Raw genomic sequence first — 10,730 nt, 5'->3', positions numbered from 1 at the left:
ATTGTCAGATTGAAGGTTGAGAGAGGCTCTTACACGCAGCCGCGCCAATTTCAAAGGGCCGAGCCATGATTTCCCGGCATAAGACGATAAGCGTTGTGAGCGGATGGGATTAGGATCCTGACGGAGCGGGAGGATTGACGATGGCCGGAGCGGAGCGCTGGACCGTAATCACAGGGGCGTCGAGCGGGATCGGCGAGGAGTTGGCAAAGGTTTTTGCCCAGCGCGGCTATCCCCTGGTGCTGACCGCGCGCCGATCCGGGCGCCTGGAAACCCTGGCTGCCGATCTGCGCAGATCCCATGGGGTGCCGGTGGAAGTGCTTGCCCTCGACCTTGAGGATCGCGGGGGACCGCAAGAACTCGTCGATTGGCTCAAGGAGCGCGACCTTACCGTTCACACCCTCGTCAATAACGCCGGATTCGGCCTGCGGGGTCGCTTTGCCAGCCTGCCGTTCGAGCGGCAGGTCGCCATGATCGATCTCAACATCGTGGCGGTGACGGTCCTGTGTCGCCTTCTTTTGCCGGGCATGATCGCGAGGGGGCGCGGCGGCATTCTGAACGTCGCTTCCACCGCCGCATTCCAGGGTGGGCCCTTCATGGCGGTTTATTACGCCACGAAGGCCTTCGTGCTGTCGCTGTCGGAAGCCCTGTACGAAGAGGCCAAGCCTTTCGGCGTGACGGTGACGGCCCTGTGCCCCGGGCCGACCGAGACCGAGTTCTCCATGACCGCGGACCTGGAAAGCTCGAAGCTGTTCAAGAAGGGAGCCATGTCGGCCGCGGACGTGGCCCGCTCAGGGATCGCCGGATATGAAGCCCGCCGGGCGGTGGTCATTCCGGGCATGCCGAACCGGATCGGGGCCTTCGGAGCAAAGCTCCTGCCTCGCTCCCTCAGCCGCAAGCTTGCGGGCCTGCTTCAGCAGGGAGAGTGACGAACCTCACTGAAACGGCTAACGAGGACCCGTGAGCGCATCATCCTCCCTTTATCGTCTCGGCCGCCAGTTCACGGCCTTTTTCGGCGTCGGTGTCGCGGCCGCCATCGTCCATTACGGTTTCCTCATCGGCTTGGTGGAGGGTATGGACATCCATCCGGTTCCGGCAACGCTTGCCGGTTACGTCGCCGGAGGGCTGGTGTCCTACGCCTTGAACCGCCGCCACACCTATGAAAGCACCCGCCCGCACCGGGAGGCGACTTGGCGTTTTGCCCTCGTGGCTCTTGTCGGCTTTCTTTTGACCTGGCTGTTCATGCACCTTTTCACGGTCTGGCTGGGCGCTCCCTACTTCGCGGCCCAGCTTGTGACCACCGGCATCGTGATGCTGTGGAGCTTCGTGGCGCACAAAGCCTGGACATTTGCCTAAACTTTCCGCTGTCCCCGCATCCCGCGCAGCCCTGGGCTGCGTCTTCGACGAGTCGTCACCGACCGTTTTGCAGTGCAGTATGAGCGCTCACCTTCAACGGTCGGATTCCGCCTCATGGGTCGGCAGGCTTCACCTGACGCATGGGACATTCGCGAGTCCGATCCCGCCGCCGGATTCAGGAAAGCCAGAGCCTCATGTCGGACATTTCGTGCGCAGACCATGTCATGGCCGGTATCGGTGCGGCATCGGCTCGTCCACGCTCCCGGATGGCCGTTGCGCTCATTGAACTGGCGCTCGCAGTCGGAAGCTTCGGCATCGGAACCGGCGAGTTCGCGATCATGGGCCTCCTGCCGAACGTCGCCAAGGAATTCGCTGTCACGACTCCACAGGCGGGGCATGCCATCAGTGCCTATGCGCTCGGCGTCGTCGTCGGCGCGCCGATCATTGCCGTGATGGCCGCAAAGCTGGCGCGCCGGACCCTGCTCCTTCTTCTCATGGCCGTGTTCGCGGTCGGCAACGTGGTGAGCGCCCTGGCGCCCGGTTACGATTCCTTCGTGATCCTCCGGTTTCTGACAGGGCTTCCCCATGGAGCCTATTTCGGTGTCGCGGCTCTCGTCGCCGCCTCGCTGGTCGAGCCGAACAAGCGGGCCCAGGCGGTCGCGCGGGTCATGATGGGGCTGATGATCGCAACGCTCATCGGAACGCCCCTGGCTACTTGGTTCGGACAGGTCATGAGCTGGCGGATCGCCTTCGGGGTTGTCGGTTTCCTGGGGGCTCTCACCGTCGTGCTGATCTGGTTCTTCCTGCCCAAGGACAAGGTACAGGAGGGCGCAAGCCCCATGCGGGAGCTTGGAGCGTTCCGGCGCAAGCAGGTCTGGTACACCCTCGCGATCGGTGCGGTCGGGTTCGGCGGCCTGTTCTCGGTGTTTTCCTACATCGCCTCGACAGCCACTCAGGTCGCCCATCTGCCGGAAGCTGCGGTGCCGCTCATGATGGCGGTTTTCGGCTCAGGAATGATCCTCGGCAATCTCGTGGGAGCGTGGTTCGCCGACAAGTCGTTGATGGGCACCATCGGCGGCACCCTCGCGTTCAGCATCGTCATCATGGCCGTGCTATCGCTGACGGCCGCCAATCCGATCACGCTGGCGATCTGCGTGTTCCTGGTTGGGTGCAGCGTGGCAATCGGTCCCGCCCTTCAGACACGCCTCATGGATGTGGCGGCGGACGCGCAGACCCTCGCGGCGGCCCTCAATCATTCGGCCTTCAATATCGCCAACGCTCTCGGAGCGTGGCTCGGCGGAGTCGCCATTGCGGCAGGCTACGGCTTTGCGGCGACCGGATGGGTCGGGGCAATCCTCGCGGTCGCAGGACTCGGGGTATTCGCCTTGTCCTTGGCGAGCGATCGGCGTTCGGCCCGTCTGTCCGTCCGGACAGTCTAGAGATTTCAGCGCTCATTCCAGCTCGGGGGCGACCTGCCCGAAATTCAGCACGGCTACGAGCGTGACGCCGCCGAGGATGTTCCCGATGAGCGTCGGCACGAAAAAGCGCATGGCATAGTCCGCCCATGTCGCCTGGCCTGTTTCGACCAGGTAGAAACCATCGACGGAGCCGGCAATCAGGTGGGAGAAGCCGCCGATCGCCACCACGTAGGTGATGATCAGAATGATGAATGCGCGGCCGGTTTCCGCGCCTGGCAGAAGCCAGACCATGAGGGCGATCAGCCAACCTGCGAAGACGGCTTTGATCAGCGTGGTCCCGAACGGCGCCTCGATCACTTTGCGGCTGATCTCGGTAAAGGCGCTCTTGATCTCGGGTGCGAAAAGCGGCGTGTGGGCGATGACCGCCGCGAAGATCCAGGTGGCGGCGATGTTCGCCGCAAGAACGATGAGCCATAGCTTGAGGACGCGCCAGAACGTGTCGGCGTCCCGGTTGTGGAGCAACGGCAGGATCGGCGTCAGGGTATTCTCCGTGAAGAGTTGCTGGCGGCCCAGCACGACGATCAGGAAGCCGACCGGATAACCGAACCCGCTGATCAACAGCTTCCACGGAGTATCCGGAAGGTGGGCGTGCAGCAGCCCTTCCACCACGAGAGAGAAGCCGATCGACAGGCCCGCCGCCAATCCGGAGAGGAGAAGCGCCATGACCGAGCGATCGAGCTCGCTTTCGCCTTCCGCCCGGATCGTCTCGTGAATGAGCGCCGCGTTCGGCCTGCTCTGCTCCTCGATGGCTTTTTTCTCGCTGGCCGAGAGATCCGGAATTTTCTCGGCCGGATTGAAGCTGTCCTGGTGGGCTTTGGCTGAACGCTCGGGCGAGGGGGCACGCATGAGGCGACCTTGCAGGTTGGCCCTGCGATAAGGCCTCAGGTGCCGGGCTTGTTCCGGCTGCCCCCATGAAGCCTAGGGGCTTTCCGCGACGGCTCCCGATGGGCAGGCAACGAACGTCATGCGCGCCTGATTATGGCCGAGATTGCGCGTCGCCCGTTCGGCCACGAAGCCGGCATCGCGCAGGATCTCGATCATCTCCGCCTCTCCATAGTGGGACAGCCCGATCTCGTCCCGGAGCTTCCGATAATCGGACAGGGCGGTGCGAACGAGGCCTCGCAGAGCGCCCGTGAGGAAGCCGCCGGTCCACGCGAAGGAGAGAAGAGCCTTCGCGTCGGTCAGGGCGCTGACGTCCTGCGGAATGACGTCGGCGATCACGAGCCGTCCGGAGGCCTTGAGCTTGTCGTGCCAGATCCGCAACAGGGCCCGAAGCTCCGAAAGGTCGAGATATTGCAGCAGTGAATTCACCACGATCAGGTCGAGAGAGGCATCGGGGATATCCGATAAGGCCTCGGGTGCCAGGATGGTGATCTTCGGGTTGGCCCCGAGGCGTTCCTGGAGCCTCTCGCGAACGAGGGGAGCCGCATCGGAGAGATAGAGGTGCCCGCAGCGGGCCGCGATCCGGTCCGCGAAGAGAGCTTCGCCGCAGCCGTAATCCAGCACGCGCGCATCGGGTGAGAGGATCAGGCCAATGATGTCGTTGGCGACCAGCCGGTAATGCAGGAGCTTGTGACGCTCGCTGGTGTAGATCGGCGTATCCTGATTCCAGTAGTCCCGCCAGTTCATTGAAAATATGTCCTTCCGTGAGATCATGGTTTCGAAACCGCGGCCTGGAGCTTGCCGCGCAGGTCGCCGAGCTGCCGCCTCAAGGCGGAGACCTCATCGGACGGCAGATCCAGGATGCACCCGATGGTCTTTGGAATGTCTTGAGCTTTTTCCTTCAAGGCGCGACCGGAATCCGTCAAACGAATGCGCACCTGCCGTTCGTCTTCCCTGTCCCGGATGCGGCGGATGAGTCCCCCGGCCTCAAGCCTCTTCAAGAGGGGGGTGAGCGTGCCCGAATCGAGAAAGAGCTTTTCGCCGATATCCTTGACGGTGATGTCGTCCTTCTCCCAAAGCACGAGCAGGACCACATATTGCGGATAGGTCAGGCCCAACGGATCCAGGAACTGACGATAAGCCCGTCCAAAGGCGTGCGAGGCTGAGTAAAGAGCGAAGCACAGCTGATTGTCCAAGGCGAGGGCGGACTTTTCGGTCATCGTGAACTCCTCGCTCCAAGCTAGAGAAAATTTATCTTGCGCACAATCTAATGGTGCCGTATACACATTCAAGTTGCTTACAATTAAATTGTTAGCAATCTAAAATCGAGCCTTCCCATCGCTGACTTCAGGAGCTTGCCATGATCCCACTCTACACAGCCCAAGCCTCGGCCACCGGCGGACGCGAAGGCGCCGCCGCCTCTTCGGACGGAAGGCTCGACATCCGTCTTTCAACGCCAAAGGAACTTGGCGGGCCGGGCGGGGAAGGCACCAACCCGGAGCAGCTTTTCGCGGCCGGCTATTCGGCCTGTTTCCTGGGGGCGCTGAAATTTGTCGCCGCGCAGAACAAGATCGCGCTTCCAAGCGATGCGGCCGTGGAAGCGCAGGTGGGCATCGGCAAGCGCGAGGATGGGGCGGGTTTCGGTCTCGTCGTGTCCCTGAAGGCGAATCTTCCCGGGCTGACGCAGGAGCAGGCGGACGACCTCGTTCGCCGGGCGGATGTCGTTTGCCCCTACTCTCATGCCATCCGCGGCAATGTTCAGGTCACCCTTTCGGCCTGAGATTGCTTCCGGCGGAGGCAGAGGCACCGGTCCTGGGGCAGGGCCGGCGCCTTTCGTCTCAGCTCCAGAGCTTGGTGAGCGGGCCGCTCGCGCCGTCCACCGGGTCGGTATTGGGACGGGGCACCTGGGCGATTCGCTGACGGGCTTGAGCGATCAGGCGCGGATCGTCCCGGAGCGTGTCGTAGTCCCGGCCGTCGGCATAGGCTCCCACGACCAGGAGATCGCCGTTCTGATTGATCAGCGCATGGCCCACTCCTGCGGGGATGATCACGACGTCCCCGGCGGTCAGACCGATGACTTCACCGCTCTCGCCCCCGAACCGAACGCTTGCGGAGCCGGATGCGATGCCCAGCACCTCGTGCGCCGTCGAGTGATAATGATGGTAGTCGAAGATGCCGTTCCGCCAGGTATTGGTCCAGCCGTTGCGGCGGAAGGTCTCCTCGAAGGGCTTGGCCGGATCGGAGCTTCCCGGCGTGATCGCACCCTGACGGACGATCAGCGGCAGGCGGTTGTTGGGAATGAGCCCATTATCCTGAAAAATGTAGGTATCGGTCTTCAAAGGGGCGTTGTAGGCATGCGCCTCGCCGTAGCCTTTCGCCTTGGCCATGATTGATGTCTCCGCTTTTGCTTCAACCCAAACGCGGGAGACATCAAAAGGTTGAGGGGCGGATCGGCTCCCCCGCGATTCGAGGGAGCCGTAACGGGATCAGCCTTTGAGCGGGAGGGTCACCTCGGTCAGGAGTTCCGAGGGCGGCACGTCGCGGGGCGTATTGAGATAATTCTCGAAAACCGGCTGGTCGCCGATTTCCTCACCGCTACGAGGGAGCCATTCCCGGTAAAGAACCCGGTAGACCTCTTCGAGGCCCGTATAGGGGCCCTTGTGGAGGATGGTCGCGACCCTTCCGGCCGGCAGGTGGCGCAGGACGACGCCGTCGCTCAGCGGCATGTCGGGATCGACTTCGATGCCCGCTTCCGACCGCAGTTCCGCCTCCGGCACGCTTTCCGGATCGTCATAATAGAGGCCGATCATGCGGCGCGGGGTGCTGAAAAGCCCGCGGGCCGCCGCCCAGGCACCGAGCCGGTCGAAGCAGCGGCCGATGTCCTGGTAGTTGCCCCGGTGGGGGAGGGTTGCAAGGTAAATGCCGTCGAAGTCCTTGATGGTGACAGGCAGCATGGGATCGTCTCCGTTTCCAAAGGGTCGAAACGGAGTGAACCGGGCTCGAAACGCCCCGGGAGGCTCGCCATGGTCGGCGCCGAAAGCCCGCGTGAAGGCTTCGACCGAGCCATAGCCGGCTCTCCGGGCAATCCGTTCGATCGGATAGGCCGAACGGGCCAGCTCCTTGGCGGCGCGCTGCAGCCTGAGACGACGGACCGTTTCCGCGACCGTCTCGCCCGTGATCGACCGGTAGATGCGATGGAAATGGTAGGGCGAGAAGCAGGCGATGTCTGCCAGCCGTTCAAGGGATACATCCCCGTCGAGATGATCGGCGATGTAGTCGATGACCGACACGACGCGGCGGCCGTAATCGAGGCGGGTCTCTGGTTTCGTTTGCAGCATGGATCACTCCGAGGCCCGGACATTACGGCCCCGGAATTGATCATGGTTGCGGACTTTGCGCGAGTCCTGTCCTCAATGAATCAGAGGCCGAGGGACAACACTGCGACAGCCCGGTCGATGGCAAGATAGAAGACCACGAAGGCCAGAGCGCCCGCGATCGCGAACTCGGTGGCTTGGCTCTTGAAGACCCGCATGTGGCGGAACATTTCCCGTCCCGAGACGCACATGAGCCATGCGACGGTCAGCACGGCGGGGAAAACGAAAAGAAACGACCAGGTGCTCTCCACCTGTCCGGCATAGGACGGGTCGATCAGCGGACGGATGTTCCGAACCCAAGGGGCATAGAAGGACGCATAAAGGGCCGTCAGCCACGACAGGGCGACGGCGACACCGAGGTGAAAGCTGAACAGACTGTGCAGACGGCTGAATTCGCCGGCCTTTTCATTCGCGGTCATGGAGTATCCCCCAAATCAAGATTCGTATGGTCGATGTTTTATGGTTGTCGACCGGTTAACGTGATTTGGGGATCTTGCGCAATACACGCTTTGTCGCGGAGACATACTTCTTCCGGCCAAGCTTAGAGAGCAAGCCGGAAGAATAAAGTCTTTTAAGCTTGGCGTTTTGCCTTTTCTTCCTCGATCAACTTCACGAACCGATCGAAGAGATAGTGGCTGTCCTGCGGGCCGGGCGAAGCCTCCGGATGATATTGAACCGAGAAGGCCGGGCGGTCGGTGAGGGCGATCCCGCAATTGGAGCCGTCGAAGAGCGATACGTGGGTTTCCACCGCGGTCTTCGGCAGGCTTTCCGGATCGACCGCAAATCCATGGTTCATGGACGTGATCTCGACCTTGCCGGTGGTCTTGTCCTTCACCGGGTGGTTCGCTCCGTGGTGTCCCTGATGCATCTTCTTGGTCTTGCCGCCGACCGCAAGGCTCAGCATCTGGTGACCGAGGCAGATGCCGAAAGTCGGAATCTTCTCCTCCAGGACCTTCCTGATCACGGGAACCGCATACTCGCCCGTCGCCGCCGGGTCTCCGGGGCCATTCGACAGGAATACGCCGTCGGGCTTGAGGGCCAGCACGTCCTCCGCGGTCGCGGTTGCGGGCACAACCGTGACCTTGCAGCCGGCCTGGGCGAGCAGCCGAAGGATGTTGCGCTTCACGCCGTAATCGATGGCGACCACGTGGTGCTTGCTTCCGTCCTGCTTCGTGTAGCCCTCGCCGAGCTTCCAGGTGCTCTCCTCCCAGTCGAAACGCTGAGCGCTCGTGACCATCGGGACGAGATCGAGACCATCCATGGAATGGAGGCTCGCCGCGCGGGCTTTCAAAGCCTCAAGATCGAACCGACCGTCCGGATCGTGGGCGATCACCGCGTTGGGCATCCCCTTCTCGCGAATGAGGGCGGTGAGGGCCCGGGTATCGATCCCGGTCAGACCGACGATTCCGCGTGCCTTGAGCCAGGCATCGAGGTGGCGAGAGGCGCGCCAGTTCGACGGATCCGTGACGGCGGCCGCCATGATGGCGCCCCTGACGCCCGAGGAGGACGCAGCGTTCACGCTCTCGATGTCCTCCTCATTGGTGCCGACATTGCCGATATGCGGGAACGTGAAGGTGATGATCTGCCCGGCGTAGGACGGGTCGGTCAGGATTTCCTGATACCCGGTCATCGCCGTGTTGAAGCAGACTTCGCCCGTGGCTTCGCCGACGGCGCCGATGCCGAAACCTTCGAGGACGGTGCCGTCCTGAAGCACGACCACAGCCGTCGCGCGCGGCTCCGTCCAGCCCCCCGAGGAAGTCCCGGTGGTGTCTTTATCTTGCAGCATCGTCATGATCTCTTGTAAGTCCGAGCCCAATGGGTCGCGCTTGAGCAGGCGTGCCTGTGACGCCCTTGACCTAATCCTGGTGACTTAAGGGCCCGCTCGCGCCACGTCAACGCTCAAGCGCCTAAAACGCAAGGAGAAGCGCATGCTGCGCGAACGTTTCACCGCGGATATGAAGGAAGCCATGAAGGCCGGGGACAAGGCCCGGCTCGGGGCCGTCCGGCTGATCCAGGCTGCGCTGAAGGACAAGGACATCGAAGCCCGGGGCGCCGGAAAGGGCCAGGCGACGGACGAGGAAATCCTGGCCCTGCTCCAGAAGATGATCAAGCAGCGCCAGGAATCGATCGCCATGTACGAGCAGGGTGGCCGCCCCGAGCTTGCCCAGCAGGAGAAGGCGGAGGCTGACGTCATCTCGTCCTACCTGCCCAAGCAGATGGACGATGCGGAGATGAAGGCCGCCATCGAGGCGGCGATCGCCGAGACGGGTGCGGCCTCCATGAAGGACATGGGCAAGGTGGTCGGCACCCTGCGCGGCAAATATGCGGGCCGCATGGACTTCGCCAAGGCCAGCGGCCTCGTGAAGGACTTGCTGCCGAAGGGGTAGGCTGGTCTCAGGCGGCTTTTCCGGCCGCCTGCCCGCCGATTTCCGCGAGCAGGTCGCGTGTCGTGACGACCTTGGCAAATTCGAAGCCGAGCGTCGCGACATGAACCTGATGGATGGTGCGGGCGGGAATCGCTCCGCCTGACGTGTCCGGCAGCTCGAAGCAATCGCAGGCGTCTTCGACCAGCACCATCCGGTGGCCCAGGTTGGCTCCGACCCGGATGGTGGTCGACACGCACATGTCCGTGCTGATCCCGAACACGACAACGGTCGGCATCCCAAGGCGCTTGAGCCGGAGATCGAGATCCGTGCCGATGAAGGCGGAATTGACGCTTTTCGTGATGAGCGGCTCGCCGTCCCGCGGCTCGAAGCCGGGGCGAAACGCATTTCCGGGCTGTCCCGGGGCCAGGGTCGACCCAGGGGTAACGGAATCGTGCCTTACGTGGAGAATGGGGTGCCCGATTCGCCGCCAAGCTTCCAGGAGCGAGAGTCCATTGGCATCGACTGCTTCATTCCAGCGGCGCGGCCAGGAGGGCAGGTCAAAGGCCCTTTGCATATCCACGGGCAGGAGGACGGTATTTCCGAGGTTCATGACGATCTCCTTCAATGCCTTCTTTTCTCGCGTCCGGATGCCGGTTTCACTCGACAAGATGACGGCCCGGCCGGCTAAATGCCGGTCTGCGGCTATTTTGGTGGCGGATTGATCTCCATGCTCGACGACAAGGACAGGATCCTCATCGGCGCCCTGCGCCGGAACGCGCGGGAAAGCCTTGTCGGGCTCGCCCGGAGCGTCGGCCTGTCGCGCAGCGCGACCCAGGAGCGGATGCGGCGCCTCGAGCGGGATGGGATCATCAAAGCCTATACGGTCGAACTGGCGTCCGAGCAGGACCCGGCGGTGCGGGCCATGATCGCGGTGACCTTCGATCCCGGCTTCCGCTGCAGGCACGTGGTGCCCCATCTGTCCGGCATACCGGAGGTCGTCGCCTGCCACTCGCTGACCGGTTCGATCGATCTCATGGTCATCGTGGCTTGCGAATCGAACGCATCGCTCGACCGCATCAGGGATGCCATCAGCGCGGTCCCGGGTGTGGCGACGGCGACGACGCACGTGATCCTCGGCACCCCTCTGGCTCGAGGGTAATGGAATTCAGACGCTTCCGGCGGCAGGATGCCCTGTGAATTGCGTGTAAAGCCGGAGCTGCCCGGCATTTTTCTTCCGGCTTGTCGGTGCCCTAGTTTACTCAGCAGGTTTGGAGAAT

At 62.8% G+C, this 10,730-nt stretch carries 14 protein-coding genes; 6 read left to right on the top strand and 8 right to left on the bottom strand.

Annotated elements, in window-relative coordinates:
* Nucleotides 1–140: 140 nt before the first annotated feature.
* The 3 genes from LJD17_RS13320 (at nt 141) to LJD17_RS13310 (ending at nt 2,792) form a co-directional block, all read left to right on the top strand.
* A complete protein-coding gene (locus tag LJD17_RS13320; protein WP_227384669.1) occupies nt 141–926 on the top strand; it encodes an SDR family NAD(P)-dependent oxidoreductase in 786 nt (261 codons plus the stop codon).
* 31 nt (nt 927–957) lie between these two features.
* Nucleotides 958–1,353 carry a GtrA family protein gene (locus tag LJD17_RS13315; RefSeq protein ID WP_227384668.1) on the top strand — a complete coding sequence of 132 codons (396 nt, stop codon included), beginning with the start codon at nt 958–960 and terminating at the stop codon, nt 1,351–1,353.
* A 224-nt stretch (nt 1,354–1,577) separates the two neighbouring features.
* Entirely contained in the window at nt 1,578–2,792 is a 1,215-nt protein-coding gene (locus LJD17_RS13310; RefSeq protein ID WP_227384789.1) for an MFS transporter, read from the top strand.
* A 12-nt stretch (nt 2,793–2,804) separates the two neighbouring features.
* Here the strand turns inward: LJD17_RS13310 and LJD17_RS13305 are convergent, their stop codons facing one another.
* The 3 genes from LJD17_RS13305 to LJD17_RS13295 form a co-directional block, all read right to left on the bottom strand.
* The gene (locus tag LJD17_RS13305; RefSeq protein ID WP_227384667.1) at nt 2,805–3,677 is read right to left on the bottom strand and encodes a formate/nitrite transporter family protein; all 873 of its coding nucleotides are present in this window, start codon (nt 3,675–3,677) and stop codon (nt 2,805–2,807) included.
* A gap of 72 nt (nt 3,678–3,749) precedes the next feature.
* Nucleotides 3,750–4,460 carry a class I SAM-dependent methyltransferase gene (locus LJD17_RS13300; RefSeq protein ID WP_227384666.1) on the bottom strand — a complete coding sequence of 237 codons (711 nt, stop codon included), beginning with the start codon at nt 4,458–4,460 and terminating at the stop codon, nt 3,750–3,752.
* A 23-nt stretch (nt 4,461–4,483) separates the two neighbouring features.
* Nucleotides 4,484–4,933 carry a MarR family winged helix-turn-helix transcriptional regulator gene (locus LJD17_RS13295; RefSeq protein WP_227384665.1) on the bottom strand — a complete coding sequence of 150 codons (450 nt, stop codon included), beginning with the start codon at nt 4,931–4,933 and terminating at the stop codon, nt 4,484–4,486.
* A gap of 140 nt (nt 4,934–5,073) precedes the next feature.
* On the opposite strand from LJD17_RS13295, the gene LJD17_RS13290 reads away from it, so the two are divergent.
* Nucleotides 5,074–5,493, top strand: a complete 420-nt coding sequence (locus LJD17_RS13290; protein ID WP_227384664.1) for an organic hydroperoxide resistance protein — start codon at nt 5,074–5,076, stop codon at nt 5,491–5,493.
* A gap of 58 nt (nt 5,494–5,551) precedes the next feature.
* On the opposite strand, the gene LJD17_RS13285 is transcribed toward LJD17_RS13290, so the two are convergent.
* The 4 genes from LJD17_RS13285 to carA form a co-directional block, all read right to left on the bottom strand.
* Nucleotides 5,552–6,100 carry a cupin domain-containing protein gene (locus tag LJD17_RS13285; protein ID WP_227384663.1) on the bottom strand — a complete coding sequence of 183 codons (549 nt, stop codon included), beginning with the start codon at nt 6,098–6,100 and terminating at the stop codon, nt 5,552–5,554.
* Nucleotides 6,101–6,199: 99 nt separating this feature from the next.
* The gene (locus LJD17_RS13280; protein ID WP_227384662.1) at nt 6,200–7,051 is read right to left on the bottom strand and encodes an AraC family transcriptional regulator; all 852 of its coding nucleotides are present in this window, start codon (nt 7,049–7,051) and stop codon (nt 6,200–6,202) included.
* A gap of 80 nt (nt 7,052–7,131) precedes the next feature.
* The gene (locus tag LJD17_RS13275; RefSeq protein ID WP_227384661.1) at nt 7,132–7,506 is read right to left on the bottom strand and encodes a hypothetical protein; all 375 of its coding nucleotides are present in this window, start codon (nt 7,504–7,506) and stop codon (nt 7,132–7,134) included.
* Between the two features lie 152 nt (nt 7,507–7,658).
* Nucleotides 7,659–8,873, bottom strand: a complete 1,215-nt coding sequence (gene carA / locus LJD17_RS13270; RefSeq protein ID WP_227384660.1) for a glutamine-hydrolyzing carbamoyl-phosphate synthase small subunit — start codon at nt 8,871–8,873, stop codon at nt 7,659–7,661.
* A gap of 142 nt (nt 8,874–9,015) precedes the next feature.
* On the opposite strand from carA, the gene LJD17_RS13265 reads away from it, so the two are divergent.
* Nucleotides 9,016–9,474 carry a GatB/YqeY domain-containing protein gene (locus LJD17_RS13265; protein ID WP_227384659.1) on the top strand — a complete coding sequence of 153 codons (459 nt, stop codon included), beginning with the start codon at nt 9,016–9,018 and terminating at the stop codon, nt 9,472–9,474.
* Between the two features lie 7 nt (nt 9,475–9,481).
* On the opposite strand, the gene LJD17_RS13260 is transcribed toward LJD17_RS13265, so the two are convergent.
* A complete protein-coding gene (locus LJD17_RS13260) occupies nt 9,482–10,063 on the bottom strand; it encodes a cysteine hydrolase family protein (RefSeq protein ID WP_227384658.1) in 582 nt (193 codons plus the stop codon).
* A 117-nt stretch (nt 10,064–10,180) separates the two neighbouring features.
* Here LJD17_RS13260 and LJD17_RS13255 point away from each other — a divergent pair, with 117 nt between their 5' ends.
* Nucleotides 10,181–10,612: an Lrp/AsnC family transcriptional regulator gene (locus tag LJD17_RS13255; RefSeq protein WP_227384657.1), complete on the top strand. Its 432-nt coding sequence runs from the start codon at nt 10,181–10,183 to the stop codon at nt 10,610–10,612.
* Nucleotides 10,613–10,730: the final 118 nt, after the last annotated feature.

Source organism: Microvirga rosea (assembly GCF_020595095.1).
Taxonomy (GTDB): domain Bacteria; phylum Pseudomonadota; class Alphaproteobacteria; order Rhizobiales; family Beijerinckiaceae; genus Microvirga; species Microvirga rosea.
The sequence above is the reverse complement of the archived record's forward strand: the minus strand, read 5'-3'. Positions and strand labels throughout refer to the sequence as shown.

Bases quoted from the DNA above. Each gene is read 5' to 3' on its own strand.
- LJD17_RS13280 (WP_227384662.1), bottom strand. From the start codon at position 7,051: ATGCTGCAAACGAAACCAGAGACCCGCCTCGATTACGGCCGCCGCGTC.
- LJD17_RS13310 (WP_227384789.1), top strand. From the start codon at position 1,578: ATGGCCGGTATCGGTGCGGCATCGGCTCGTCCACGCTCCCGGATGGCC.
- LJD17_RS13290 (WP_227384664.1), top strand. From the start codon at position 5,074: ATGATCCCACTCTACACAGCCCAAGCCTCGGCCACCGGCGGACGCGAA.
- LJD17_RS13295 (WP_227384665.1), bottom strand. From the start codon at position 4,933: ATGACCGAAAAGTCCGCCCTCGCCTTGGACAATCAGCTGTGCTTCGCT.
- LJD17_RS13285 (WP_227384663.1), bottom strand. From the start codon at position 6,100: ATGGCCAAGGCGAAAGGCTACGGCGAGGCGCATGCCTACAACGCCCCT.
- LJD17_RS13265 (WP_227384659.1), top strand. From the start codon at position 9,016: ATGCTGCGCGAACGTTTCACCGCGGATATGAAGGAAGCCATGAAGGCC.
- LJD17_RS13320 (WP_227384669.1), top strand. From the start codon at position 141: ATGGCCGGAGCGGAGCGCTGGACCGTAATCACAGGGGCGTCGAGCGGG.
- carA (WP_227384660.1), bottom strand. From the start codon at position 8,873: ATGCTGCAAGATAAAGACACCACCGGGACTTCCTCGGGGGGCTGGACG.
- LJD17_RS13255 (WP_227384657.1), top strand. From the start codon at position 10,181: ATGCTCGACGACAAGGACAGGATCCTCATCGGCGCCCTGCGCCGGAAC.
- LJD17_RS13305 (WP_227384667.1), bottom strand. From the start codon at position 3,677: ATGCGTGCCCCCTCGCCCGAGCGTTCAGCCAAAGCCCACCAGGACAGC.
- LJD17_RS13260 (WP_227384658.1), bottom strand. From the start codon at position 10,063: ATGAACCTCGGAAATACCGTCCTCCTGCCCGTGGATATGCAAAGGGCC.
- LJD17_RS13275 (WP_227384661.1), bottom strand. From the start codon at position 7,506: ATGACCGCGAATGAAAAGGCCGGCGAATTCAGCCGTCTGCACAGTCTG.
- LJD17_RS13300 (WP_227384666.1), bottom strand. From the start codon at position 4,460: ATGAACTGGCGGGACTACTGGAATCAGGATACGCCGATCTACACCAGC.